General features: G+C 50.5%; 24 protein-coding genes. 11 read left to right on the top strand and 13 right to left on the bottom strand.

From position 1 onward, the window contains the following. Nucleotides 1-37 precede the first annotated feature (37 nt). Nucleotides 38-1,183, top strand: coding sequence for a 23S rRNA (uracil(747)-C(5))-methyltransferase RlmC (gene rlmC, locus LHL18_RS02730; RefSeq protein ID WP_226765660.1), 1,146 nt, complete (start codon nt 38-40; stop codon nt 1,181-1,183). Here rlmC and LHL18_RS02725 read toward each other — a convergent pair. Next, nucleotides 1,180-1,488 carry a hypothetical protein gene (locus LHL18_RS02725; RefSeq protein ID WP_226765659.1) on the bottom strand — a complete coding sequence of 103 codons (309 nt, stop codon included), beginning with the start codon at nt 1,486-1,488 and terminating at the stop codon, nt 1,180-1,182. The two genes, rlmC and LHL18_RS02725, sit on opposite strands and share 4 nt — an antisense overlap. A gap of 137 nt (nt 1,489-1,625) precedes the next feature. Here LHL18_RS02725 and imuA point away from each other — a divergent pair, with 137 nt between their 5' ends. From imuA to LHL18_RS02700, 5 genes are read left to right on the top strand one after another with little or no spacing between them, the layout of a single operon-like run. Beyond that, nucleotides 1,626-2,294 (top strand): translesion DNA synthesis-associated protein ImuA, encoded by a 669-nt coding sequence (gene imuA, locus LHL18_RS02720; protein ID WP_226765658.1) that lies wholly within the window; start codon nt 1,626-1,628, stop codon nt 2,292-2,294. A gap of 1 nt (nt 2,295) precedes the next feature. Continuing rightward, nucleotides 2,296-3,693: a Y-family DNA polymerase gene (locus LHL18_RS02715; protein ID WP_226765657.1), complete on the top strand. Its 1,398-nt coding sequence runs from the start codon at nt 2,296-2,298 to the stop codon at nt 3,691-3,693. Nucleotides 3,694-3,702: 9 nt separating this feature from the next. Next, entirely contained in the window at nt 3,703-6,777 is a 3,075-nt protein-coding gene (locus LHL18_RS02710; protein ID WP_226765656.1) for an error-prone DNA polymerase, read from the top strand. A gap of 11 nt (nt 6,778-6,788) precedes the next feature. Continuing rightward, the gene (locus tag LHL18_RS02705; RefSeq protein WP_226765655.1) at nt 6,789-7,334 is read left to right on the top strand and encodes an isochorismatase family protein; all 546 of its coding nucleotides are present in this window, start codon (nt 6,789-6,791) and stop codon (nt 7,332-7,334) included. Next, nucleotides 7,334-8,455: a dienelactone hydrolase family protein gene (locus tag LHL18_RS02700; protein ID WP_226765654.1), complete on the top strand. Its 1,122-nt coding sequence runs from the start codon at nt 7,334-7,336 to the stop codon at nt 8,453-8,455. The genes LHL18_RS02705 and LHL18_RS02700 overlap by 1 nt, the downstream gene beginning before the upstream one ends. Here the strand turns inward: LHL18_RS02700 and LHL18_RS02695 are convergent. Continuing rightward, nucleotides 8,434-9,210 carry a S1/P1 nuclease gene (locus LHL18_RS02695; protein ID WP_226765653.1) on the bottom strand — a complete coding sequence of 259 codons (777 nt, stop codon included), beginning with the start codon at nt 9,208-9,210 and terminating at the stop codon, nt 8,434-8,436. The two genes, LHL18_RS02700 and LHL18_RS02695, sit on opposite strands and share 22 nt — an antisense overlap. A 5-nt stretch (nt 9,211-9,215) precedes the next feature. Continuing rightward, complete coding sequence (locus LHL18_RS02690; RefSeq protein WP_226765652.1) at nt 9,216-10,052, bottom strand: 23S rRNA (adenine(2030)-N(6))-methyltransferase RlmJ; 837 nt, start codon at nt 10,050-10,052, stop codon at nt 9,216-9,218. A gap of 134 nt (nt 10,053-10,186) precedes the next feature. Between LHL18_RS02690 and LHL18_RS02685 the strand changes: the two genes are divergently transcribed. Then, the gene (locus LHL18_RS02685) at nt 10,187-11,062 is read left to right on the top strand and encodes a tRNA/rRNA methyltransferase (protein WP_134054251.1); all 876 of its coding nucleotides are present in this window, start codon (nt 10,187-10,189) and stop codon (nt 11,060-11,062) included. 11 nt (nt 11,063-11,073) lie between these two features. Here the strand turns inward: LHL18_RS02685 and LHL18_RS02680 are convergent, their stop codons facing one another. From LHL18_RS02680 to metK, 10 genes are all read right to left on the bottom strand, one after another. Then, the gene (locus LHL18_RS02680) at nt 11,074-11,787 is read right to left on the bottom strand and encodes a LytR/AlgR family response regulator transcription factor (protein ID WP_226765651.1); all 714 of its coding nucleotides are present in this window, start codon (nt 11,785-11,787) and stop codon (nt 11,074-11,076) included. Then, nucleotides 11,780-12,886, bottom strand: a complete 1,107-nt coding sequence (locus tag LHL18_RS02675) for a sensor histidine kinase (protein WP_226765650.1) — start codon at nt 12,884-12,886, stop codon at nt 11,780-11,782. Before LHL18_RS02675 ends, LHL18_RS02680 begins: the two co-directional genes overlap by 8 nt. A gap of 42 nt (nt 12,887-12,928) precedes the next feature. Next, complete coding sequence (locus LHL18_RS02670; protein WP_226765649.1) at nt 12,929-13,177, bottom strand: superinfection immunity protein; 249 nt, start codon at nt 13,175-13,177, stop codon at nt 12,929-12,931. A gap of 120 nt (nt 13,178-13,297) precedes the next feature. Further along, a complete protein-coding gene (locus LHL18_RS02665) occupies nt 13,298-13,552 on the bottom strand; it encodes a DUF1653 domain-containing protein (protein WP_134054259.1) in 255 nt (84 codons plus the stop codon). Further along, a complete protein-coding gene (gene ruvX / locus LHL18_RS02660; protein ID WP_226765648.1) occupies nt 13,536-13,952 on the bottom strand; it encodes a Holliday junction resolvase RuvX in 417 nt (138 codons plus the stop codon). The genes LHL18_RS02665 and ruvX overlap by 17 nt, the downstream gene beginning before the upstream one ends. Beyond that, nucleotides 13,952-14,509 carry a YqgE/AlgH family protein gene (locus tag LHL18_RS02655; RefSeq protein WP_226765647.1) on the bottom strand — a complete coding sequence of 186 codons (558 nt, stop codon included), beginning with the start codon at nt 14,507-14,509 and terminating at the stop codon, nt 13,952-13,954. The genes ruvX and LHL18_RS02655 overlap by 1 nt, the downstream gene beginning before the upstream one ends. Nucleotides 14,510-14,532: 23 nt before the next feature. Further along, nucleotides 14,533-15,495 carry a glutathione synthase gene (gshB, locus tag LHL18_RS02650; RefSeq protein ID WP_226765646.1) on the bottom strand — a complete coding sequence of 321 codons (963 nt, stop codon included), beginning with the start codon at nt 15,493-15,495 and terminating at the stop codon, nt 14,533-14,535. 10 nt (nt 15,496-15,505) lie between these two features. Further along, nucleotides 15,506-16,234, bottom strand: a complete 729-nt coding sequence (gene rsmE, locus LHL18_RS02645) for a 16S rRNA (uracil(1498)-N(3))-methyltransferase (RefSeq protein ID WP_226765645.1) — start codon at nt 16,232-16,234, stop codon at nt 15,506-15,508. Nucleotides 16,235-16,342: 108 nt separating this feature from the next. Next, complete coding sequence (locus tag LHL18_RS02640; protein WP_134054267.1) at nt 16,343-17,917, bottom strand: AbgT family transporter; 1,575 nt, start codon at nt 17,915-17,917, stop codon at nt 16,343-16,345. Between the two features lie 206 nt (nt 17,918-18,123). Continuing rightward, a complete protein-coding gene (gene metK / locus LHL18_RS02635) occupies nt 18,124-19,272 on the bottom strand; it encodes a methionine adenosyltransferase (protein ID WP_134054269.1) in 1,149 nt (382 codons plus the stop codon). 330 nt (nt 19,273-19,602) lie between these two features. Here metK and tkt point away from each other — a divergent pair, with 330 nt between their 5' ends. Genes tkt through fba form a run of 4 tightly spaced genes read left to right on the top strand, consistent with a single transcriptional unit; the run spans nt 19,603 to nt 24,983 of the window. Then, a complete protein-coding gene (gene tkt / locus LHL18_RS02630; protein WP_134054271.1) occupies nt 19,603-21,600 on the top strand; it encodes a transketolase in 1,998 nt (665 codons plus the stop codon). Nucleotides 21,601-21,649: 49 nt separating this feature from the next. Then, nucleotides 21,650-22,678, top strand: a complete 1,029-nt coding sequence (epd, locus tag LHL18_RS02625) for an erythrose-4-phosphate dehydrogenase (protein WP_226765644.1) — start codon at nt 21,650-21,652, stop codon at nt 22,676-22,678. A 1-nt stretch (nt 22,679) separates the two neighbouring features. Then, entirely contained in the window at nt 22,680-23,858 is a 1,179-nt protein-coding gene (locus tag LHL18_RS02620; RefSeq protein ID WP_226765643.1) for a phosphoglycerate kinase, read from the top strand. A 60-nt stretch (nt 23,859-23,918) separates the two neighbouring features. Further along, nucleotides 23,919-24,983: a class II fructose-bisphosphate aldolase gene (gene fba, locus LHL18_RS02615; RefSeq protein ID WP_134054277.1), complete on the top strand. Its 1,065-nt coding sequence runs from the start codon at nt 23,919-23,921 to the stop codon at nt 24,981-24,983. Nucleotides 24,984-25,210 lie beyond the last annotated feature (227 nt).

The following is a 25,210-nucleotide window of genomic DNA, read 5'->3' as shown; positions in this document are numbered from 1 at the left end:
GCAGTATAATGGCCTCTGTTTATAAACAGAGTAATCTATGTACTGCACCCATTTTGATGCTAAGCGCTGTGTTTCCTGTCACTGGTTGGATAGACCTTACCCTGAGCAGTTGCTGTTAAAACAGCAGCAACTGACGGCTCTACTTGCACCTTTTGCCCCGCTTGAGGTGTTACCGGCAGTGGCAAGCAGTGAGCAGGGCTTTCGCCATAAAGCCAAAATGGTTGCGCTTGGTTCATTAGCAAAACCCGTGCTGGGAATTATCAACAGTCAGGGCGAAACCGTTGATTTATCTGACTGTCCGCTGTATCCGGCAGCTTTTCAGCGGGTTTTTAACCTGTGTAAAGCCTTTATCAGTCGTGCTGGTTTAACGCCGTATCACATCGAAAGCCGCCGTGGTGAGCTGAAGTTTATTTTGCTAAGCCAAAGCCTGCACAGTGGCCGCTTTATGCTGCGTTTTGTACTGCGTTCTAAAAATTGCCTGGCGTCAATACAAAAGCATTTACCCTGGTTATTACAGCAGCTACCAGAGCTGGAAGTGTGCTCCGTTAATCTGCAACCCAAACCTGCAGCAATACTGGAAGGGGAGGAAGAATTTGTACTGACAGAGCACAGTGTTCTGGCTGAGCAATTAAACGCCGTGCCATTGTATTTACAGCCACAAAGCTTTTTTCAAACCCAGCCGGTGATGGCGGCCAGCCTTTACCAAACCGCGGCAGACTGGGCAGCAAAACTACAGCTGCAGCATGGCCGCTTTGCCGCAATTTGGGATTTATTTTGTGGCGTCGGTGGCTTTGGTTTGCATGTGGCAAATCCTGCACAGCAGCTGACGGGTATTGAGATTGCACCAGCTGCCATTGCCAGTGCGACCAGATCAGCAGCAGAACTGGGGTTTACTGATGTGAAATTTCAGGCTCTGGATTCTGCCGCTTTTGCGCAGGCGGCAGCAACACCGCCGGATTTACTGGTGGTAAACCCGCCAAGACGCGGTTTGGGGCTTGGATTGTGCCAGGATATACAGCGGCTGGCACCTGAGTGGTTGTTGTATTCCAGCTGCAACGCTGACAGCCTGGCGCAGGATTTAGCCAGGCTTTCCCAATACCGGTTAATAAAAGTACAGCTATTTGATATGTTTGCTCACAGTAGCCACTATGAAGTACTGACTCTGTTGGCGAAACAGGCTTAGCGCCTGCCTTCAAGAATACGCACAATTTCCCGGCTGTGTTCAAACAGCTCCACTACAGTGCCTTCTATCTGAATACTGATAATACCGTCGGAATTGGGTCTGCCCAACACAACGCCACGACGATAGTAGTCATCCGGTAAAAACTGGCCGGGTGCCAGTTTTTTCTGCCAACCCGGAGGCAGCGGCTTACCCTGTGCCACTTTTTTTGCTAACCCCGGCGGTAAAGGTTTGTCTTTATCCGGTGCGGCCATCAGCGGCTGACTGATAAGTAAAACAAGGCTACAGGTTACTAATATCTTGTTCATATCGTTTACCTTTTTGTGTGCATAGCTAAGTTGTAACAGTTGCAGCTTAACTGCAGCTTAACTGGCCGGACAGGCTTTGCCTTGCATCCGGAAATTGTTGCTATATACTGTATCAATGTACAGTATTTGAGGTGGGTATGTCTGCATTACTTGAGCAATTAACCCGGCGCCAGTTGCTGTGGCATGGCAACAGCCAGCAGGCCGCGTATCAGGCGGTAGCATCCGGTTATGCGGAATTAGATAAGCAATTGGCGGGTGGCTTACCGGCAAACGGCCTGATTGAAATTCAGACCGAGCAGGGCATAGGTGAACTGCGGTTGTTGCTACCCTATTTACAGCAGCAACACCAGGATGGGCGTTTGCTGGTGATGATTTCTCCCCCGGCTGATCCCTGCGCCGATATGCTGGCGGGCGCGGGGATTAATCTGGCCCAGTTGTTGGTTATTAGTGTTAAAAACAACAAGGAAGCGCTATGGGCGGCAGAGCAATGCTTACAAAGCGGCTGTGTGGCCGCTGTGTTGCTGTGGCAGGTATTGTTGCGGCTGGCACAGGCCCGGCGCTTGCAACTGGCAGCTGAGCAAGGCAATGCCAGTCTGATCTTATTACGCCGGCCCCAGGCAGCATTAAGCTTGCCGGTGAATTTAAGCCTGACACTGGCTGCGCATCCATATGGCGTATTACTGAATGTGAATAAACGCAAAGGCGGCTGGCCTGCCGGCCCTTTTCTGGTTGATATGCAAAGCCGCTGGCCGGCGCTCAGTTATCGCTATGACGGGCTAAAGCAGGCACAGCGCAAGGCTGGCTGAGATGGCGCTATATTTGTACCTGCAGTTTCCAGCGTTACAACTGGATAACGTCAGCATAGCGGCAACTTCGGCTTTGCCACTGGCGGTGGTGGATGAACAGCACCGTATCATCCAGCTTGACAGCCTCTGTGCCGAGCGGGGTATTAAGTTTGGTATGACTCTGGGTAGCGCAGCGGCGCTGTGCCATAATCTGCAGCTTATTCCGTATCAGCATACCCGGCAACTGGAGTTGTTAGACGCTGTAGCACAGCAACTGTATCAACTAAGCCCTGATATTGCGCTGGATCCGCCTGATGGCCTGTACCTGAGGTTATGCCAAATCCTCCGGCTGTATCAAGGGCTGGACAGTTACTGGCAAAGGATACAGACGGCGTTGTCTGCAATGCCTTACCGTTACTTTTATGCAACCGGCAACACACCTTTGGCGGCTAAATGTCTGGCCCGGCAACAGCTGAATCTTATCAGCAGCGATGGCGAAGCTCTGCTGGCACAATTACAGCGCAGCCCGCTCAGATTTACAGATTTAAGCCCTGACATACAACAGCAACTGCAGCGCTTGGGATTACAGCAATTGGGGCAGGTGATGGCGTTGTCACAAGCAGAGCTTGCCCGGCGCTTTGAGCATGGTTTGCTCAGTTATCTTGGCCGGCTGCGCGGCGAGTTTTATCATGCCTTAGACTATATTCAGCCGCAGCAGGGCTTTAGCAGCACACTTGAGCTGCTTTATGACATCATTGACACCGCTGTGCTTACTACACCGCTTAAGTTACTGCTGCAGCAGCTTGAGCAGCAGCTTAAGCGCGCTGATGCTCTATGCCATCAGTTGCTGCTGGAAATACGCTTTCGTACTCAGAAAGCGTTGACGGTAATCATCAGCTCGGTGCAGGGGGAATACCGGGCTGCGCAGTGGCTGCGGTTGTGCCAACTTAAGCTGGAAACTGTGCGCCTGACTGAGCCCGCGTCCGGCATAAAGCTTGACGTACCGCGCTTTGCACCGCAGCGCCCGGATAGTAATACCTTGTTTCAACCGGTACAGGGCGCTATGTCTGCCTTGCAGCTTACCTCTGTGCTGCAGGCCCGGCTGGGCCGTGCTGCTGTCAGTGGTTTGTCGTTGCAAAATCAGCATTTACCCGAGCAGGCCAGTGGCCGGCCCCTGCCTTTTAGCACTGTGAACAATGAGGTGCCCGCTCTGGCTGTCAGGCCAGCGTTTTTATTTCAGTCTGCCATCGCATTGACCGAACAGGTTGAACTGAACAGCGGCCCGGAGCGGTTTTGCATCAATCGCTGGCAACCACAGCTACAGCGGGATTACTTTATTGGCCGTAACCGCCAGGGGCAATGGCTATGGTTATACCGCACAGCAGAGCAGCGCTGGTTTGTGCAGGGCATGTTTTCCTGACGGGGTAATATGAACTACGCGGAGTTGTTTTGTCAGAGCCACTTTAGTTTTTTGCAAGGCGCGTCCAGCCCGCAAGAGCTGGTACAGCAGGCAGCTGAACTGGGTTATAGCGCGCTGGCGCTGACAGACGAGTGTTCTGTTGCCGGTGTGGTGAGGGCTTATCGCCATATCAATGAGCAGCAACTGGCGATTAAACTGATTATTGGCAGTTATTTGCGGCTGGATAAACTGCAACTGGTACTGCTGTGCCCGGATAAACAAGCCTACAGTGAATTGTGCCGGGTCATCACTAATGCCCGCCGGCGCAGCAGCAAAGGCAACTATCAGCTGACCGAGTGGGATTTAATGTCAATCCGGCATTGTTTACTGCTGTGGTTGCCGGATGGCGATGCCGATAGCGATGCACACTGGGCCAACTGGCTGCAGAAATATCATACAGGGCGTTTATGGCTGGCAATGCGGCGTGAGCTTAACCACAACGAAGCCGCCTTTCATGCTTACTGCCAGCAACTGGCGCAGCAATGTCAGCTGCCACAGATGTGCTGCGGTGCTGTGCTGATGCATACGCCAGAGCGGCTGGCATTGCAGCACTGCCTAAGCGCGATTAAAGCCGGCAAGCCTATCGCTGAGCTGGGGCGGCATTTACTCAGTAATACCGAACGGGCCTTGCGAAGCATTAGTAAGCTGCAAAAATTGTTTGCTGCAGACTGGCTGGAGCAAAGCTGCCTGATTGCCAACCGCTGCAGTTTTTCCCTCGATGAGCTGAAATACCAGTACCCCAGTGAACTGGTGCCTGAAGGCGAAACCGCCAGCAGTTATCTGGCAAAGCTGGTCAGTAGCGGGGCAAAGCTCAGATTCCCTGATGGGGTGCCTGAACGGATACAGGCCATTATCGATAAAGAAATGGCACTTATTACTGAGCTTAAGTACGAGTATTTCTTTTTAACTATTTATGATCTGGTGCAGTTTGCCCGCAAGCAGCACATTTTATATCAGGGCCGGGGCTCGGCGGCCAACTCGGTTGTGTGTTATTGCTTGCAGATAACCGCGGTTGACCCGGCAAAAATCCAGGTGCTGTTTGAGCGTTTCTTGTCAAAAGAGCGTGATGAACCGCCAGATATTGATGTCGATTTTGAACATGAAAGGCGCGAAGAGGTTATTCAGTATCTTTACAGCAAGTATGGCCGTGAGCGGGCAGCACTGGCCGCAACAGTCATCAGCTACCGCTTTAAAAGTGCGCTACGTGACGTTGGTAAAGCCCTGGGCTTACCGGTTAGCCAGCTGGATTTTCTGGTAAAAAATATTCAGCGGCGTGACCCAGCGCTGAGTTGGCAGCAGCAGCTGACCACACTGGGGCTTGATACAGACAGCGAGACCACACAGCAATTGGTACAGCTGGTTGAACAGTTGCGCGGCTTTCCGCGGCATTTGTCGCAGCATGTTGGCGGCTTCGTGATTTCGCAGGGGCCTTTGTATGAGCTAGTGCCGGTAGAAAATGCCGCTATGGCCGACAGAACCGTGATCCAGTGGGATAAAGACGATCTGGAAACGATGAAGCTGCTCAAAGTAGATGTGCTGGCACTGGGCATGTTGACCGCTATCCGTAAATGTTTTGCGCTGGTAAAGCAGCATTTTCAGCATGACTTGAGTATCGCCGGCATCAGTGTTTTGGGTGATGACCCGGCGGTGTATCAGATGATTCAGCATGCTGATACCGTTGGTTTGTTTCAGATTGAGTCGCGGGCCCAAATGAGCATGCTGCCAAGGTTACGGCCGAGGAATTACTATGATTTAGTGATCCAGATCGCAATAGTGCGGCCGGGGCCTATTCAGGGCGACATGGTGCACCCGTACCTTAAACGAAGACATGGCGAGGAAGCGGTTGAGTATCCGTCAGAAGAGGTCAAGGGTGTACTTAGCCGCACACTGGGGGTACCGATTTTTCAGGAGCAGGTGATTCAGCTGGCGATGGTCGCCGCCGGGTTCAGTGGTGGCGAAGCTGACCAGTTACGCCGGGCGATGGCGAGCTGGAAAAAGACCGGTGAGCTGTTGCAGTTTAAGCACAAGCTGATCGATGGCATGCAAAGCCGTGGTTACGCCAAAGAGTATGCCGAGCGCATTTATCAGCAAATTTGCGGTTTTGGTGAGTATGGTTTTCCCGAGTCGCATTCAGCCAGTTTTGCGGTGCTGGCTTATGTGTCAGCCTGGCTGAAGTATTATTATCCGGCTGCATTTTGTGCCGCACTGCTTAATAGCTACCCGATGGGGTTTTACAGCCCGTCGCAGCTGCTGCAGGATATCCGTCGCCACGGCGTGACGGTATTACCGGTATGTATAAATGCCTCAGACTGGGATTTTACGCTACAGCAGCAAGGTAAGGCTATCCGGCTTGGGCTCAGGCAGGTAAAAGGCTTAAGTGAAGCCGGTGCTTTGCAGCTGGTTAAGCTACGCCCAGCGGCTGGCTATCGGCATATTCAGCAACTGCGCCAGTTAGGGCTTAGCCGCTCTGACTTACAGGCGCTGGCCAGTGCCAATGCTCTTAGCAGTATCAGTGGCGATCGCTATAACAGCCGCTGGCAACTGCAGGATACCCAGTACAGTTTGCCGTTGTTTAGCGCCGGATCAGAGGTGGCTGAAAGTACTTCTGCCTATTTATTACCCCCAGGGCCGGTGCAGAATGTACTGGAAGATTATGCAGCCACCGGACTTAGCCTGTTGCAACACCCGGTAGCACTGCTGCGCCAGGCCGGTAAGCTGGTACGCAGTGTGCCGGCGGCAGAGCTTGGCAAGGTGCGGCATAAAAGCCCGGTAAGGGTCAGTGGGCTGGTCACATTGCGGCAAAGGCCCGGTACCGCAGCCGGGGTAACTTTTATGTCACTGGAGGATGAAACCGGCACTACTAATGTACTGGTGTGGCTTGCCACCGCGCAGGCCCAGCAAAAGAGTTTTTTAACCGCCCGCATTTTACAGGTAGACGGTATTTTAGAGCGCGAAGGCGAGGTTACCCATGTTATCGCCGGTAAGCTGGTTGACTTATCAGCACTTTTGGCTGAACTTAGTACCTCTTCCCGCGATTTTCATTAACAGGACCCTTTATGTTGCTAAAGGCTGAACACTCACTGGTGTTGCTGATTGATATGCAGCAGAAGCTATCACCGGCAATTTTTGAGCATAAAGAAGTGGAACAGGCAGCCGCCTGGGTGTTGCAGGTGGCAATACAGCTGGACGTGCCGGTATGGGCAACTGAACAATACCCACAAGGGCTTGGCACGACGGTACCTGCGTTAGCTGAACTGGTTCAGCCGGCACAAATGCTGCAAAAAATGCATTTTAGTGCGCTTAAAGAGCCACATATTGCCAGCAGTTTAGCCTGCGCCGAGCGTAAGCAAGTCGTGGTGCTGGGCACAGAAACCCATGTGTGCGTGCTGCAATCGGTATTCGATTTATTGGATTTAGGCTATCAGGTGTTTGTCGTTATTGAGGCCGTAGGGTCGCGTACAGAGCAAAACAAGCAACTGGCCCTTAGCCGGATGCAGCAGGCCGGGGCACAGATTATCAGTAAGGAAATGCTGGCGTTTGAATGGCTGCAGTGCTGTGGCACTGATACCTTTCGTCAGATCAGTAAGGGGTGGATCCGTTGATGCGTTGGTACTTGTTATTATTCTTGTTAGCCTTGCCGGCTAAAGCCGATTCGCTGATTGATCAGCAACTGCCTGATTTTTATCAGCAGCTTAAACTGGAAACTTACCCGCTTAGCTGGCAAAGCGGTAACTTTACCGATATCGCTACCTGGCGCAGTAATGCAAGGCAAACATTGCGTCAGGCGTTGCTGTGGCCGGACGAGCCGGTTGAATTTTCCCCGCAATTGCTGAAAACAGAAGCGCGTGATGGTTACACTGCACAGCTTTGGTCAATTCAGCTGACAGCGCAAAGCCGTGTTTCGATACTGGTGTTAAAGCCTGATACTACTAAGCCTGCTCCTGCAGTGTTGTTGCTGCATGATCACGGTGCCCGGTTTGATATCGGTAAAGAAAAATGGATTAAACCTTTTGCCGGCGATAGCCGTTTACCCTCTGCTCAGCAATGGGCCGATAAGTATTTCAGTGGTCATTTTGTCGGTGATGCTCTGGCAAAGCAGGGCTATCTGGTTATCGCCGCCGACACCTTTGGCTGGAGTGAGCGTGGCCCGATAGAGTTTTCTGCACAACAGGCCCTTGCCAGCAATATGTTTTTGCTTGGTCGCTCACTTGCCGGTATGGCAGCATATGAAGATTTACGTCTGGTACAGTTTGCAAAGCAGCTACCTGACACAGATAACTCGCGTCTGGCGGTACTGGGGTTCTCGATGGGGGCTTATAAAGCCTGGCAGCTGGCGGCGCTGACGGATGATATCAAGGCTGCCGTAGCGGTGTCGTGGATGAATGACTATCAGCATTTAATGCAGCCGGGGAATAATATTTTACGAGGCCAGTCAGCGTTTTATATGTTACATCCGGGTATTGCAGACAAAATGGATATTCCGGATATCGCCAGCCTGGCAGCGCCTAAAGCAATGTTATTTATCAATGGCGGTAAAGACACGCTAATGCCACTGGCTGGCGTAGAGGCTTCTTATCGTAAGATGCAACAGGTGTGGCAGGCTTATGGTGCGGCAGATAAGCTCAGCACCACAGTGTATCCTGAACTTGGGCATGAGTTTAACGCTGAGCAGCAGCAACAGGTGTATAAGTGGCTGCGTACTCAGTTGGCGGAAAATAATTGATCTAATACCATTGCCAGGCGCACACCTGCTTGTTTCAGCCTTTGCTCGACGGTGCTGCTGTACTGGCTGACATAAGCGTCATCCAGCAACATGCCTGGCTTATATTGTTGATAAATCTGCTGTGTCAAAGCAGCAGATTCATTCGCCCAGCTGAGCACATCGCCTTGCTGCCACTGTTGTATTTCGCTGCGATTTAACGCTCTTTTAAGTGCATCGGCTTTAGCGTTATTTGTTTCGTAGCCTAATTGTTTTAACAGCGCAAAGTCCCACACCCCATGCAGGTTATTTGGCAAACCATAAAAATACACAGCGGTGCGGTTGCCACCTAAATCATCGGCATAACTTACATGCAGCGGCTGATGCAAATCACCAATAAAATGCACCAGAAACAAAAGTGCCTGCCAGTCATCACGGTTTTGCTTCAGCTTTAGCTGCATATGGCTGATGGCTGACAAAATACAACCTTGTTGTGGGCAGTCAGCCTGGGTTACCTGCGTATGTGAGCGCGGGAAATTAACGTAATGCAGTGCTGACGCGAAGCTAAACTGAGGCTGGTTACGAACTTCATCTGCCCAGCTACAGCCTTTAGTGAAATGGGAATAGGGGCTTTTGCTGATCATCATATCCAGTTGCTGGCGGGTAGTGTCGCTTACCTGTTGGTAAGCTATTTCACATACCAGCTGATGCCCCATCTGGCTAAAAGCATACAGCGGACTGCTAATGAGCAGTAAAACGACGGCCCAGAAAAAACGCATATTATTTACTCTGCAACTAGTTGATGAACCTGAAACTCGCATGCTTCGCTGATAAAAGGTGATACTTCCGCCAGGGCATGGCGCATATCGTCTGCCAGTGTATAAGGCGGGTTTATCACCAGCATACCACTGCCAGTCATACCGAAGCCGCAGCTATCGCTTTGAGGGCACAGCTCAATACGTAACTGATCTTTTATTCCGGTGGCCACTATCGCGCCGATAAAGGCCTCTACGGCTGCGCGCTCTATCACCGGATACCAGATTGCATAAGTTGCCTGAGGGAAACGGCTGTAAGCCAGCTGTAAACCGGTTACAACATCCTGATACTCGGTTTTCAACTCGTACGGTGGGTCAATCAGTATCAGCCCGCGCTTGTGTAAAGGGGGTAGCATAGCTTTAAAGCCAGCCCAGGCGTCCATGTTTTCGATACGGCTATGACGGCGGCGGGCAAACTGGCTGGCCAGTACCGGGTAGTCTGTCGGGTGTAGCTCTGTTGCCTGAATGCTGTCGGTACTGCGTGCCAGCATCGCTGCGATCTTCGGTGAACCCGGGTAAAATGCCAGGTCACCGTCCGGGTTCAGTTGTTTAATCACATCAATATAGCCCGCCAGTGCCGGGCTTTTCGCCTGATACTGCCACAGCTTGCCAATGCCGCCCTGGTATTCACCGGTTTTTTGCGCCTGTTCTGCCAGCAAACTGTATAAACCAGCACCAGCATGGCTGTCGTGGTAACAGAACGGTTTATCTTTTTTCAGCAGGTACTGCAGTATGGCAACCTGTACCAGATGTTTAACCACATCAGCGTGATTGCCAGCATGATAACTGTGACGATAACTCAGCATACTAAAGCCCAACCGGTGAAAATAAAGGCCGACAGCATACTGCGCAGCACAGAAAACACAAGTATTGTTAGCATTCTGCTGGTAAAATTCGCCGCATTAATGATTATCGGCCGCCGGCCTTCGCAGGAATACTGATGTCTCAACACCGAGCTAAAAACGGCAAAGTTGCCAACCCATTACAAAAGCCTTGGACCAAAACCGATAAATCAGCATCTGCCAAGCCTAACCGCAATAGCTCGCCAGCCAGGCAACAAACTGTAAAAGTAACAAAGTCGGTGCAGGACAACGAGACCAAGGTATACAGTGCTAACGCTTGCCGGGTACTGTTTCAGCAGCGGCCTGAATCTGTGATCCGGCTTTATGTATCGGAAAAAATAGCACCGAAGTTCGCTGATGTGATGAAATATCTGGCAGCAACGAAAAAGGCGTATCACATAGTCGATGATGCCGAGCTGGAAAAAGTGGCCGGCAGTGGCCACCATGGTGGTGTTGTGATGCTGGTTAAACGCAAGCCCACCGTCACTTTGGCGCAGTATTTACAGAGCAACAGCCGTAAGCGGCAAGATTGTCTGCTGGCACTGGACGGCGTAGGCAATGCACACAATTTAGGTGCAATTACCCGCAGCTGTGCGCATTTCGGTGTTGGCGGCATTATCATCAAACAGCCTGAATTACTGCAATCGGGCGCTGCACTGCGTACCGCTGAAGGCGGAGGCGAGTTTGTCGACGGCCTGGCCTGTGACAACCTGCCACTGGCGCTGAAATTATGCAAAGAAGCCGGTTATACGCTGATTACCACTTCCAGCCACGGTGGCACCTCACTGTATCAGAGCACACTGCCTGCCAAAGTGGTTATTGTGTTTGGTGAGGAGATGTTTGGCGTGTCGAAAAACGTCGCGCAAAGCGCCGACATTGCGCTGCAAATCCCGGGCTCGGGTAAGGTTGAATCACTGAATGTCAGTGTTGCAGCCAGTCTGATCCTGGGGGAGTGGTACCGGCAGCAGCTGTAAGCTGCTTTACATCAGAAGGCGCTGAACTGCTGTTTTAGCAGCTGCGCCTGGCGACGGCTGACATCGACCCGCTGGCCGTCATCCAAAACCGCAATTAAGCTGCCTTCTGCAATAGCGGGTTCTATCTGGCTGATTGCACTTATCCGCACTATGTCTGCCCGGCTGGCTTTAAAAAACAGTGCCGGGTCTAGCTTTTGCTCTATTTTCGACAGCGAGCTGTGTATAAAGCTTTTACCATAAGGGGTATATACCGCAGCATGGTTGCCGATGCTTTCAAACCGACTGATTTCACTTAGCTTTACCACCCGCTGGCTGTCGCCGAATTTGAGCAAAATACCGTGTTGCTCTGCCAGATAATGCGCTGCAGCGCTGTTGCTGGTGGGGCGCAGCTTTTGTAAAGCTTTGGCCAGCCGCTCTGGCGCTATTGGTTTGAGCAGGTAATCGACAGCATTTAATTCAAAAGCATTAAGCGCAAAGCTGTTATAGGCAGTGCAAAAAATAAACTGGGTTGATGCCTGTATTTGCTGTGCCAGCTGCAGGCCAGTGATACCCGGCATCTGAATATCAAGAAATACCAGGTCAATACTTTGCGTTGTCAGGCAGGTCAAAGCTTCGCTGGCGTTTGCGGCTTCGGCAACAATGACGCATTCCGGATGGGCACTCAGTAGCCGCTTTAGCTCGGCGCGGGCCAGGCGCTCATCGTCAACCAGTAAACAGTTATACATCAGCAAACTCCAGTTTTACGCAGTAGCTGTTTTGCTGTGGTGTCACGCTGAATTTGGCTTTACCTGCATACATCAGTTGTAAGCGATGGCGCAGATTAGTCAGGCCGGTGCCGGTTCCGGCTTGTTCGGTGCCGTTTTGTACGCTGTTGCTAACCTGTAACTGCCAGCCTTGGGGCAGCGTTGACGCGGCAATATGCAGCAGGCCGTTGCCGGAGTTAGGTGCAATACCGTGTTTAATGGCATTTTCAACTAAAGTGAGCAGGCTGAGTGTAGGCAGCTTCTGCTGCCACAATCCGGCGTCTATATCGTAGCTAAATTGCAGCCGTTGCTCCAGCCGTACCTGTTCAATAGCCAGATATTGCTCACACAGTTGCCACTCTTGCTCCAGTGTTGCCGAAGGTTGCAGATGCGCTTGCAGGTGAAAGCGAAACAGCTCAGACAACCGGGTTACTGTATCTGCGGCTTTATGCTGATCTTCAAAAATCAGCGCTCTGATACTGTTAAAAGCGTTAAATAAAAAATGCGGGCTAAGCTGATTAGTCAGTTGTTGCAGCTGTGCCTGCTGCATCTGCTGTTGTAAGGTTTTACGGTGTTGCCAGTTTTGCCAGGTAACATAAGCTGCGACCCACAAAGCGTACATAATGCTAAACGATGTTATCAATGCCATCAGCATAAAGCCTTTGCTGAAGGTCATTTGCAGCGGCGAGTTGTGCTTTTCCGATAACAAGGTTACCTGGCTCATATCGGTAGCTTTTAGCAGCTCTAGCTCCGATAAAAAGAACGAGACAGCGGTTTGCAGCGCAGCTGCAACGATCAAAAATAAGATAACCAGCAGCCACCGTTGTCCCGCCTGCTGCGATTGGGTTTTAAGCACCGGACGCAGAAAACAATGAGCAAAAAGTGCAAAGCTTGCGCTTTCTATGATGTATTTCAGCAAAAACAGAAAGTGCAGATTAAGCTGCTTGTTATCCAGCAAAGGCAGGGTATACGCCATAAAATAGCTGGTATATACCCCTATAGTAGCCAATTGCGCCCACAGGTAGGCGCGGCTGCAGTGCCTGGTTGGAATATGTTGTTTAAAGCTGTCAAGTAAGGCCATATCAGGTCGCAAAAAAGCTGAGTAAATACAGTCTACTATTGATCAGGCTGTCTGTTCAGCTGGTTTTTTCTGTTTTCCGGTAAAGGCCCAGATAATCAGTGCCATCCAGGCTATCCACGAAAAACCTGCCGGGATATTGGCTAAAAAAATCTTACCCAGATGCTGACGGTTGCGAAACATTGCGACAACAGTGGGCAAAAAGTAAATTGCCAGAAAGAGCGGAATAAATACGGCCCACAGTATTGGGTTGATTTGGCCTAACTGATGAAAAAATTCGGTTTGTTCAAACATGTTGCTGTCCTCTTGTTAGTTGGCAATAACAAGATTACTGCGAGCGCAAATACAAATGGTGGCTTAAGTGATAAACGGCGCCAGAGACTGACAAAAGGCCGGTTAAGCCTGTCCGGTGGTTTAATCCACGGCCGTCAACGGGTTTTCGTCACCGACATACTGAAAGCGGGGCAGCAGTTCGCCAGCGATTTCGACGTTTTCGGTAAACATGCTAAGTGGCCTGGCCCACAGGCCAAAGTCGCCATACAGGGCACGGTAAATAACCAGCCACTCTTCAGTTTCACTGTGGCGTGCTACATCTATAACCTGATAATAAGCCCCTTTGTAGTGCTGGTAATAGCCGGGTTTTAGTGGCGGTTCAATATTGTTGTTCATACCAGCTCTCGAAGATGATTTTCGCTGACAGGCTGTCTACTTTGTCTTTGGTTAGCTTCTTGTAGCCGCCTTCGGCAAACAGCTGGCTGCGCGCTTCTGTGGTGGTTAGCCGTTCGTCATGTAACTCTACCGGCAAACCAAAACGGCCGTGCAGCCGGTTAGCAAATTTACGTGTTCTGGCGGTAAAAGGCTGCTCTGTACCGTCCATATTCAGCGGTAAGCCTACAAGCAGTAACTGCGGTTGCCAGTCTGTGATCAGTTTCTCCAGCAGGTTCCAGTCTGGGGTGCCATCCTGCGCTTTTAACGCGCTGAGCAGCGATGCTGTGCCGGTTAATTCCTGGCCTACGGCAACGCCAATACTTTTAGTGCCATAGTCAAAAGTAAGTACAGTGCGGCTCATCAGGCATGCCCGGCTTCGTTGGTAAGCTGCCAAGGTTTAATGCCTATTTTCGCAGTCGCTGATTGCCATTTCTCGGCGTGGGTTAAGTCGAAGATAATAGCGCTGTCAGCCGGGATCACCAGCCAGGCATTGTCAGCAATTTCCTGTTCCAGCTGGCCGGCTGTCCAGCCCGCATAACCCAATGCCAGAATAAACTTATCCGGCGCCTGTGCTGTCGTTAAATCGAACAGAATATCTTTGGAGGTAGTGACCATCAGCTCGTCGCTAAGGCGCATACTGCTACCGTAACCTTCTTTAGCTGTGTGCAACACAAAGCCTCGGTCGTGCTGTACCGGGCCACCGGCACAGACATGTGCTGTCGCTGCCGGGCTTTTGCTGTCGTACTCAATTTGCAACTGTTGCAGCAAATCGGCGACTTTGACATCGAGCGGATGATTAATCACGATGCCCATAGCGCCCTCGTCATTGTGTTCACAAATATAGGTCACGCTGCGTTTAAACAGCGGATCATCCAGAGCTGGCATCGCTATTAAAAAATGGTTCTGAAAATTCTGCATCGTGACCTCACTACAACTTGTTGTCACTGGCGGCTGGCCAGCAGCTGTTCAATTTCATCAAATAACATCGCGGTAATACTAACCGGAAACGCCGCTTCAATTTCGCGGATACAGGTAGGGCTGGTGACGTTGATTTCGGTCAGTTTATCGCCGATAACGTCCAGTCCGACAAAAATAAGCCCTTTAGCTTTCAGGGTTGGGCCTATGGCATTGGCTATCTGCCAGTCTGATTCTGATAGCGGCCTGGCTTCGCCGCGGCCACCGGCTGCCAGATTACCCCGGGTTTCGCCGCTGGCAGGGATCCGTGCCAGACAGTATGGCACGGGTTTGCCATTAACGACTAAAATCCGCTTGTCACCATCGGTAATTTGCGGAATATAACGCTGCGCCATCGCATAGCGCTGGCCATGTTCGGTCAGGGTTTCGATGATCACACTGACATTGGCATCATTAGGCTTTAAACGGAAAATAGAAGCGCCACCCATGCCATCCAGCGGTTTTAAGATAATATCCTGTTCACTCTGGTAAAACGCTTTTAAGCGCTTCGCATCGCGGCTGACCAGGGTTTTAGGCGTGAACTGGCTAAACCAGCTGGTATAGAGCTTTTCATTGGCATCGCGCAGGCTTTGCGGTTTGTTTACGATCAATGTGCCTTTATCTTCTGCCCGTTCCAGAATATAGGTAGCGTAAATATACTCGGTGTCAAACGGTGGGTCTTTGCGCATCAGGATGACATCAAGCTCGTTCAGGGCAATATCCTGCTGGCTGGAGAAACTGAACCATTTGTCCGGGTTTTGTTCAACACTGAGTAATTTCGTGCTGGCACGGGCCTCGCCTTCCAGCAGGTATAAGTCGGCCATTTCCATATAGTGAACTTCATAGCCGCGCTGCTGCGCCTGCAATAACATGGCAAAACTGGAGTCTTTTTTTATGTTAATGGCGCTGATTGGGTCCATAACGATACCCAGCTTTATCGCGTTGCTCATGTTAAGTTCCTTATGCTAAATCACCAAACTGCAGCTGCAAGGCACTGATGGCGGTTAATGCGGCTGTTTCTGTACGAAGTACTCGCGGGCCTAGCTGTATACCGGTAAAGCCGGCATCACTGGTTTGTGCCATTTCCAGGTCGGTAAAGCCACCTTCAGGCCCTATAACCAGACGGATATGACAGCTGGCTGTTAGGGTCTTAATGGTGTCGGTGGCGCGTGGATGCAAGGTCAGCTTCAATTCTTTTGTTTGTTGGCTCAGCCATTGCTGCAGACTGATGGCCGGGTATACCTTTGGCACTATGCTGCGCCCGCTTTGCTCGCAGGCGCTGATAGCGATTTTTTGCCACTGCTCGTTACGTTTTTGCAAGCGCTCACCGTCAAGTTTAACGCCGCAGCGCTCGGTAAACAGTGGGGTAATTTCGGTAACACCCAGCTCAACCGCCTTTTGAATAGCAAAATCCATTCTGTCGCCGCGTGATATACCCTGACCAAGATGAATACTGATCGGCGACTCAACCGGGTTAGTCAGTTGCGATGTTGCCGTTACCATTACCCGTTTTTTATCGGCGTTACTGATGTGTGCGGGGTAATTAAAACCATCGCCGTTAAATAGCAGCAGTTCACTGCCGACCGGCATGCGCAATACACGGCCAACGTGATTGGCTGCATCTTCATCGAGGGCAAATTCGTGGTGCAGCGCTATAACACTGCTGTGATAAATACGGGGAATACGCATAGAAATACACTTTAGAAAAATATAGTGAAATGGTAGCAGGCCGGCGCCAGTGTTAACAGTAAAAACAAACCCTGCACTGGCAGGGTTTGTTGGTTTTAAATCGGCAGTTTAGCCAGCAACAGGGTAGGTGTAGCTTGCGCCTACGCCAAGCGGGATATCCAGTGCCCAGAAACCGAGCAGGAAACAGGTCCACAGCAGTAACATACTGATTGAGAACGGCAACATCAGCGCTATCAGGGTGCCGATACCGGTTGATTTAACATACTTCTGACAAAACACCACAATCAGCGGGAAGTAAGGCATCAGCGGGGTAATAATATTGGTTGATGAGTCGCCAACGCGATATGCTGCCTGTGTTAAATCCGGTGATACGCCAAGCTCCATCAGCATAGGTACCATCACTGCACCAATCAATGCCCATTTCGCAGATGCAGAGCCCACCAACAGGTTAATAAAGCCGGATAAAAATACAATACCAACCAGTGTAACCCCCATAGGGAATGACATTTGCTGCAGCCAGTTTGCGCCTTTAATGGCAATTAACGCCCCCAGGTTAGACTGACCAAAGGCATAAATAAATTGGGCACAGAAAAATGCCATAACGATATAGTAGCCCATGCCGCTCATCGCTTTGCTCATGCCTTTAATGATCTCGCGGTGGTTATTGGCTGTGCCGGCCACATAGCCATAAACGACACCCGGGATTAAAAAGAACACAAAAATAATGCCAACAATAGACTGCATTAACGGTGCAGAAGAGTGGGTCAGTTCACCATTTAGCGGTGAACGCCAGGCTGATGTTTCAGGCATTGCCGACACCATCAGCAGCACACCGCTTAATACCATGGCAAATGTTGCCCAGCGCAGGCCTTTGCGCTCGTGTGGTTGCAGTGCATCCATTTTTGGCAGGTCTGCCGGATCGCCGTCTATAGCAGTGTTTTTCAGCCGTGGTTCAATAAACTTATCTGTCAGAACCCAGCCGATGATGACAATTAAAAACGTAGACGCAGTAGTGAAGAAGTAGTTGTTAAGCGGATTGATCACCAGTTGTGCAGCCGCCGGGTCGGCAGACAGCCGGGCAGAGGCTTGGGTTAAGCCGGCCAGTAACGGATCTAAGCTGGACGGAACAAAGAAAGTGGCCGAAAAGCCACCGGATACACCGGCAAAAGCGGCTGCAATACCTGCCAGCGGGTGGCGGCCAGCCGCGTAAAAAATTACCGCGCCCAGCGGAATAACCAACACGTAACCTGCATCCACCGCAACGTGGCTTAGTACACCGACAGCAATTAATACCGGCGTTAGTAACATTTTAGGCGTAACAGATAAAATAGAGCGCAGGCCGGCGTTGATATAGCCGGTATATTCGGCCACGCCTAGCCCCATCATTGCAACCAGTACGACACCAAGTGGTGGGAAACTGACGAAAGTCGCGACCATTTTAGCCATAAAGGCGGTAAGCGAAGTAGGTTCCAGCAGGTTATTAATTTTAATGGCATCGCCGGTGCGTGGGTCAACTTCGGCAAATGTCATGCCTGATAACAGCCATGAGCTTAGCCAGACAACAATCATTAACAGGGCAAACAGTACCGCCGGATCCGGCAGCTTGTTGCCAATCACCTCAATGGCATTGAGGGCGCGGTTTAGCCAGCCACTTTTGGCAGCATTGGCAGTTTGTTCAGACATAGTGGTTCCTTTCTTATAGTTTTGTATTCGCTCTGTGAGGTAACAGAGGACCCTGTGTTATCGCGCACTTATCATACACAAAAAGCTGCAGATGATAAGCTGAGAGTGCGCGTTGGGGGAATGTAAAAATCGTATCTTAAATACCGGTTATGAAAAAGGAGAGCAGGGCTCTCCTTTAACTTACTTTAACGCTTTTTAGCGAAGATTTATTTCGCGTATTGGCGCAGCAGCTCAGCTTTGTCAGTTTGCTCCCACGGGAACTCGTCGCGGCCAAAGTGACCGTAAGCGGCTGTTGGCCGGTAAATCGGGCGCTCCAGTTTCAGCATTTCGATAAGGCCATATGGGCGCAGGTCGAAATGTTCACGTACCAGCTTAATCAGTTCTGCTTCGTCCAGCTTGCTGGTACCAAAGGTTTCCAGGCTGATAGATGTTGGCTCAGCAACACCGATGGCATAAGACACTTGCAGCTCACAACGTTCAGCTAAGCCTGCCGCCACTATGTTTTTTGCCACATAGCGTGCAGCGTAGGCAGCAGAGCGGTCAACTTTGGATGGGTCTTTACCAGAGAAAGCACCACCACCATGACGGGCCATACCGCCGTATGAGTCAACAATAATTTTACGGCCGGTTAAGCCGCAGTCGCCCATAGGGCCGCCAATCACGAAGCGACCCGTTGGGTTGATGAAGAACTTAGTTTTGCTGTTTAACCATTCAGCAGGTAACACCGGCTTGATAATGGTTTCCATCACAGCTTCACGTAGATCGGATGTGCTGACGCTGTCACAGTGCTGGGTTGACAACACCACGGCGTCAATGCCCACCGGCTTACCGTCTTCATAAATAAAGCTCAGCTGTGATTTTGCGTCCGGACGTAACCATGGCAGAGTGCCGTTTTTACGCACTTCAGCCTGACGCTGCACCAGGCGGTGAGAGTAAGTAATAGGCGCAGGCATTAATACATCGGTTTCGTTACTGGCATAACCAAACATTAATCCCTGATCGCCAGCGCCTTGCTCTTTCGGATCGGCGCGGTCAACCCCCTGGTTAATATCGGGTGATTGTTTACCGATGGCGTTTAATACGGCACAAGAGTCGGCATCAAAGCCCATATCAGAGTGAGTGTAACCAATTTCACGCACTGTTTTGCGCGTCAGCTCTTCAATGTCTACCCAGGCGCTGGTAGTGATTTCACCACCAACTAACACCATGCCGGTTTTAACGAATGTTTCGCAGGCGACACGGGCTTTAGGATCTTGTTCCAGGATTGCATCCAAAACGGCGTCGGATATCTGATCAGCAATTTTATCCGGATGTCCTTCAGATACTGATTCAGACGTAAAAATATGTTGTGCCATCGGTTGTATTCCACAAATAAGTTAATGCAGTCAGTTTCGGTTATCGTTAACAGCATAGCCGAACCCAAAAAATAGGCGGGTATTCTAGAGAAACTGTAAAGTGTTTGCCAGAAAAATCTGCCACCCAGACGTCTTTAATGCTATTTTACGAAGCTAAATACGTAGCATTGGTTATTTGGATCGGTAAGCATGAAATTTCAGCATGCGGGTTGATTTAAATTTGCCATCGGGCGGGGGCTCTGGGAAAATAGTGCCACTTAACGCCTTAACATTTCAGCTTAATAATAACTTGCTTCGTCAAACAGAAGCCGCGCAATGTCAGGAGTGAACATGCCATCTCGTAAACAACTCGCCAATGCGATCCGTGCGCTTAGCATGGATGCGGTGCAAAAAGCTAAATCAGGCCACCCGGGTGCCCCCATGGGTATGGCGGACATTGCCGAAGTGTTATGGCGCGATTTTCTTAAACATAATCCGCAAGACCCTAGCTGGCCCAACCGCGATCGTTTCGTTTTGTCCAACGGCCATGGTTCTATGTTGTTGTATTCGCTGTTGCACCTGACTGGTTATGATCTGGGTATTGAAGATTTAAAACAGTTCCGTCAGTTACATTCACGCACGCCTGGCCACCCTGAATATGGCTATGCGCCAGGTGTCGAGACAACAACTGGTCCTTTGGGGCAGGGCATTACTAATGCCGTTGGCATGGCGATTGCGGAAAAAGCACTGGCAGCGCAGTTCAACCAACCTGGTTTCGACATTGTTGACCACTACACCTACACCTTTTTAGGTGATGGCTGCCTGATGGAGGGTATTTCTCACGAAGCCTGTTCATTGGCGGGTACGCTGGGGCTGGGCAAATTGATTGCGTTTTGGGATGACAATGGTATCTCTATCGATGGCCATGTTGAAGGCTGGTTCACGGATAACACGCCTGCGCGGTTTGAAGCTTATGGCTGGCATGTGATCAGTAATGTTGATGGCCATGATTCAGCAGCAGTAGAAGCGGCCATTACGCAGGCCAAAGCCGAAACGTCAAAGCCGACCTTAATCTGCTGTCGCACTGTAATAGGTTACGGTTCACCTAATAAAGGTGGTAGCCACGATTGCCACGGCGCACCTTTGGGTGATGCCGAAATAGCAGCGGCACGCGATTTTCTACAATGGCCGCATGCACCTTTTGAGATCCCAGCCGATATTTATGCAGATTGGGACGCCAAAGCCAAAGGCGCTGCCGAGCAACAAAGCTGGCAGCAGCTGTTTGCCCGCTACAGCGCGGCTCATCCTGAACTGGCAGCTGAGTTCAGCCGTCGTGTTGCCGGGCAATTACCCACCGATTGGGCACAGCAATCAAAAGCGTATATTGAGAAACTACAGGCAAACCCAGCCACTATCGCTACCCGTAAAGCATCACAGAACGCACTGAACGCATTTGGCCCCTTGCTGCCAGAGTTTATGGGTGGTTCTGCTGATTTGGCCGGTTCTAACCTGACCATCTGGAGTGGCAGTAAACCTCTGACCGGTGAAGACGCCAGCGGAAACTACATTTATTACGGCGTGCGTGAATTTGGTATGTCAGCCATTATGAACGGCATCGCACTGCACGGCGGTTTTGTGCCTTACGGCGCTACCTTTTTAATGTTTATGGAATATGCCCGTAATGCTGTGCGTATGGCAGCATTGATGAAACAGCGGGTAATATTTGTCTACACTCACGATTCTATCGGCTTGGGTGAAGATGGCCCGACACATCAACCAGTTGAACAGCTGGCTGCATTACGTGCGACGCCCAATCTGGTGAACTGGCGGCCTTGTGATCAGGTTGAGTCTGCGGTTGCCTGGCAGGCGGCCATTGAGCGTACCGACGGCCCGTCAACGTTAATTTTTACCCGGCAAAATCTGGTACAGCAAGAGCGCAGCGCGCAGCAACTTGCAGATGTACGACGCGGCGGTTACATCCTGTGTGATTGTAAAGGTACGCCAGAGCTGATTATTATTGCCACCGGTTCTGAGGTGGAATTGGCTGTACAGGCCGCAAAAACGCTGACAGAACAAGGCAAGGCTGTAAGGGTGGTATCGATGCCGTCAACCGATGCGTTTGAAATGCAAGATGCCACATACCGTGAAGCTGTATTACCTGCTGCTGTAACAAAGCGCATCGCAGTTGAAGCGGGCATTACTGACAGCTGGTATAAGTATGTTGGGCTAAACGGCAAAGTTATCGGCATGACCGGTTTTGGCGAATCAGCACCTGCCGAGCAGTTATTTGAATACTTCGGCATTACCACCGAAAAAGTACTCGAAGCGGCGCAGCAGTTGCTGGCGTAATATTTAATACAATGGGATCAATTCTGGTCCCATTTTTTTATGTGGTGTTATGGCAATCAGATTGGCAATTAACGGCTTTGGCCGTATAGGCCGCAATATGCTGCGGGCTATTTACGAAAAAGGTTTGCAGCATGAGCTGCAAGTGGTCGCGATTAACGAACTGGCCGATGCCAAAGGCGTTGCCCATTTATTGAAATACGATACCTCACATGGCCGCTTCGGGTACAGCGTCAGCTCGTTTGACGGCGGTATCCGTGTAGCTGAGGACGATATAGCGCTGTTTTGTGAAGCGGATCCCCTCGCTTTGCCGTGGCGTGAGCTGGATATCGACGTTGTTTTAGAGTGTACCGGCGTATTTCATAGCCGCGAACATGCACAGTGGCACTTAACCGCTGGTGCTAAAAAAGTGTTGTTTTCTCATCCTGCCGATGCAGATATTGATGCCACTATTATTTACGGTATTAACCATGACAGTTTAACTGCCGCGATGAATATAGTATCGGCCGGCTCCTGCACGACCAACTGTATCGTGCCGGTGATCCAGGTACTGGATCAGCATTTTGGTGTCGAGAGCGGCACTATTACGACAATTCATGCGTCTATGCATGACCAGCAGGTTATTGACGCCTATCATCCGGATTTGCGCCGCACCCGTGCTGCCAGCCAGTCTATTATTCCGGTAGACACTAAGTTGGCGCTGGGAATCGAGCGGATCTTACCAAAATTCGCTGGCCGCTTTGAAGCGATAGCTGTACGGGTGCCTACTGTAAACGTAACTGCAATGGATTTAAGTGTCAGTTTATTGCGGGATGCCAGTATCAATGATGTGAACAACGTACTGGCGCAGGCACGTTACGGAGAGTTAGACGGTATTTTGGATTACACCGAAGAACCACTGGTTTCGGTTGATTTTAATCATGATGCCCATTCCTGCATTGTTGATGGTTCGCAAACCCGGGTTAGTCACAAACGGCTGGTAAAATGTCTGGTATGGTGTGACAACGAATGGGGCTTTGCCAACAGGATGCTGGATACCGCATGGGCGATGATGCAAACGAATTTAAAACAAGGAGCTTGAAATGTCTGTTATTCGCATGAGCGATTTGGATCTTAACGGCAAACGTGTGCTGATCCGCGAGGATTTGAATGTACCGGTTAAAAACGGCAAAGTGACGTCGGATGCACGCTTAAAAGCGGCGATACCCACTATAGAACTTGCCCTTAAACAAGGTGCGAAGGTGATGGTGATGTCACATCTTGGCCGGCCGGAAGAGGGCGTGTTTGACCAGGAATCATCGATGCAGCCGGTGGTTGATTATCTGGCGCAGGTATTATCGGCGCCAGTTCGTCTGGCTTCCGATTACCTCGCCGGCATCGATGTAGCCGCCGGTGAAGTGGTGGTATTTGAAAACGTGCGTTTTAATAAAGGCGAAGGGAAAAATGATGATGCGCTGGCGCAGAAGCTGGCGGCGCTGTGCGATGTATTCGTGATGGATGCGTTTGGCACTGCACACCGAGCCCAGGCTTCAACGCATGGTGTGGCGAAATTTGCTCCTGTTGCCTGTGCCGGCCCACTGCTGGTTGCTGAGCTTGATGCGTTAGCGGCTGCACTGAAAAATCCAAAGCGGCCTTTAGTAGCAATAGTAGGCGGCTCTAAAGTGTCAACCAAACTGACTGTACTTGAGTCGTTATCAGGTATTGTTGATCAGTTGATAGTTGGCGGTGGTATTGCCAATACCTTTATCGCAGCAAATGGTAATAATGTCGGCAAATCATTATACGAAGCTGATCTTATCCCTGAAGCTCAGCGGCTGATGGCCCAGGCTACAGCGCGCGGCGGCAATATCCCGGTGCCGACAGACGTTGTCGTAGGCGGCGCATTCAGTGAAACGACGGTAGCAACGTTAAAGCCGGTTGCTGCGGTTGATGATGCAGATATGATTTTTGACATCGGCCCTGATACAACGGCGGAGCTGGTAGATATCCTGAAGTCAGCAGGCACCATTGTCTGGAACGGCCCTGTAGGGGTATTCGAGTTTGACCAGTTTGCTGCCGGCACTAAAGCAATTGCTCATGCGATTGCAGATAGCGACGCGTTTTCGATAGCTGGTGGTGGCGACACTCTGGCGGCAATCGATAAATATAACATCGCAGACAAAGTATCCTATGTATCTACTGGTGGTGGCGCTTTCCTTGAGTTTTTAGAAGGTAAAACTCTGCCAGCAGTAGCTATACTGGAACAACGCGCTAAAGCGTAAATAAAAATAATAAAAGTGTCATATTAAAACTGTACCCTAAAAGATTATAGAGAGGATTTCATGGCCCTTATTTCATTGCGTCAAATGCTGGATCATGCCGCCGAATACGGTTACGGCATACCAGCCTTTAACGTAAACAATCTGGAGCAAATGCGCGCTATTATGCTGGCTGCTGATAAAACAGATAGTCCGGTAATAGTTCAGGCATCAGCCGGTGCCAGAAAATATGCCGGCGCGCCGTTTCTGCGTCATCTCATTCTGGCGGCGACGGAAGAGTTTCCGCATATCCCGGTAGTGATGCATCAGGACCACGGTACCTCGCTGGCTGTTTGTCAACGTTCAATTCAGTTAGGGTTTTCATCTGTCATGATGGATGGCTCCCTGGGTGAAGATGGCAAAACACCCATGGACTACGCATACAATGCAGATGTAACGCGCAAAGTTGTTGAAATAGCGCATGCCTGTGGTGTATCGGTTGAGGGCGAGTTAGGGTGTTTAGGCTCACTGGAAACCGGCGCTGCGGGTGAAGAAGATGGTATAGGTGCAGACTGCATCTTAAGCCATGATCAAATGCTGACAGACCCCGAAGAAGCTGCACAGTTCGTCCGTGAAACACAGGTTGATGCGCTGGCGATTGCTTGTGGCACATCTCATGGTGCCTATAAGTTCAGCCGCCCACCAACAGGTGATATTCTGGCGATTGACCGTATTAAAGCGATCCATGAACGTATTCCTGATACACATTTAGTCATGCATGGCTCATCTTCGGTACCGCAGGAATGGCTGCAGATTATTAATGAGAACGGTGGCCAGATACCTGAGACCTATGGTGTTCCGGTAGAGCAGATCCAGCAGGGCATTAAATACGGTGTGCGTAAAGTTAACATTGATACCGACTTGCGTTTGGCGTCTACCGGTGCTATCCGCCGTTACATGGCGCAGCATCCGGCAGAATTTGATCCTCGCAAATATTTACAGGCTTCAGTAAAGGCAATGACAGAAATTTGTATCGCCCGCTATGAAGCCTTTAATGCCGCCGGACACGGTAGCAAAATCAAAGCCATTTCACTTGATGACATGGTTGCTTTATATACGGCCGGGAAACTGACGCCGAATATAAAATAAGCAGAAAATTTAATGAACTATAACAAATTAATTTTCATTTGTTTAATAGTGCATAAATTGGGTGATAAGCCGGTTTAACAGCCGGATCAGAACAGACCTCTGGACGCCTGCGTTATCTTGACAAGGGCGTTTTTACCTGTAATGATGCGGACGGTTTACCCTCTAACCGAGGGCCTTTCCTGTCTGTAAGAACAGCTTGGCCCTTACAACTTCAGGTTACGTTAATC

Source organism: Rheinheimera aquimaris, from assembly GCF_020531985.1.
GTDB lineage: Bacteria > Pseudomonadota > Gammaproteobacteria > Enterobacterales > Alteromonadaceae > Alishewanella > Alishewanella aquimaris.
This window is presented reverse-complemented; position numbering and strand designations above follow the sequence as displayed.

Coding starts and splice junctions, on each gene's coding strand:
- rlmC (WP_226765660.1), top strand. CDS start 38: ATGTACTGCACCCATTTTGATGCTAAGCGCTGTGTTTCCTGTCACTGG.
- LHL18_RS02725 (WP_226765659.1), bottom strand. CDS start 1,488: ATGAACAAGATATTAGTAACCTGTAGCCTTGTTTTACTTATCAGTCAG.
- imuA (WP_226765658.1), top strand. CDS start 1,626: ATGTCTGCATTACTTGAGCAATTAACCCGGCGCCAGTTGCTGTGGCAT.
- LHL18_RS02715 (WP_226765657.1), top strand. CDS start 2,296: ATGGCGCTATATTTGTACCTGCAGTTTCCAGCGTTACAACTGGATAAC.
- LHL18_RS02710 (WP_226765656.1), top strand. CDS start 3,703: ATGAACTACGCGGAGTTGTTTTGTCAGAGCCACTTTAGTTTTTTGCAA.
- LHL18_RS02705 (WP_226765655.1), top strand. CDS start 6,789: ATGTTGCTAAAGGCTGAACACTCACTGGTGTTGCTGATTGATATGCAG.
- LHL18_RS02700 (WP_226765654.1), top strand. CDS start 7,334: ATGCGTTGGTACTTGTTATTATTCTTGTTAGCCTTGCCGGCTAAAGCC.
- LHL18_RS02695 (WP_226765653.1), bottom strand. CDS start 9,210: ATGCGTTTTTTCTGGGCCGTCGTTTTACTGCTCATTAGCAGTCCGCTG.
- LHL18_RS02690 (WP_226765652.1), bottom strand. CDS start 10,052: ATGCTGAGTTATCGTCACAGTTATCATGCTGGCAATCACGCTGATGTG.
- LHL18_RS02685 (WP_134054251.1), top strand. CDS start 10,187: ATGTCTCAACACCGAGCTAAAAACGGCAAAGTTGCCAACCCATTACAA.
- LHL18_RS02680 (WP_226765651.1), bottom strand. CDS start 11,787: ATGTATAACTGTTTACTGGTTGACGATGAGCGCCTGGCCCGCGCCGAG.
- LHL18_RS02675 (WP_226765650.1), bottom strand. CDS start 12,886: ATGGCCTTACTTGACAGCTTTAAACAACATATTCCAACCAGGCACTGC.
- LHL18_RS02670 (WP_226765649.1), bottom strand. CDS start 13,177: ATGTTTGAACAAACCGAATTTTTTCATCAGTTAGGCCAAATCAACCCA.
- LHL18_RS02665 (WP_134054259.1), bottom strand. CDS start 13,552: ATGAACAACAATATTGAACCGCCACTAAAACCCGGCTATTACCAGCAC.
- ruvX (WP_226765648.1), bottom strand. CDS start 13,952: ATGAGCCGCACTGTACTTACTTTTGACTATGGCACTAAAAGTATTGGC.
- LHL18_RS02655 (WP_226765647.1), bottom strand. CDS start 14,509: ATGCAGAATTTTCAGAACCATTTTTTAATAGCGATGCCAGCTCTGGAT.
- gshB (WP_226765646.1), bottom strand. CDS start 15,495: ATGAGCAACGCGATAAAGCTGGGTATCGTTATGGACCCAATCAGCGCC.
- rsmE (WP_226765645.1), bottom strand. CDS start 16,234: ATGCGTATTCCCCGTATTTATCACAGCAGTGTTATAGCGCTGCACCAC.
- LHL18_RS02640 (WP_134054267.1), bottom strand. CDS start 17,917: ATGTCTGAACAAACTGCCAATGCTGCCAAAAGTGGCTGGCTAAACCGC.
- metK (WP_134054269.1), bottom strand. CDS start 19,272: ATGGCACAACATATTTTTACGTCTGAATCAGTATCTGAAGGACATCCG.
- tkt (WP_134054271.1), top strand. CDS start 19,603: ATGCCATCTCGTAAACAACTCGCCAATGCGATCCGTGCGCTTAGCATG.
- epd (WP_226765644.1), top strand. CDS start 21,650: ATGGCAATCAGATTGGCAATTAACGGCTTTGGCCGTATAGGCCGCAAT.
- LHL18_RS02620 (WP_226765643.1), top strand. CDS start 22,680: ATGTCTGTTATTCGCATGAGCGATTTGGATCTTAACGGCAAACGTGTG.
- fba (WP_134054277.1), top strand. CDS start 23,919: ATGGCCCTTATTTCATTGCGTCAAATGCTGGATCATGCCGCCGAATAC.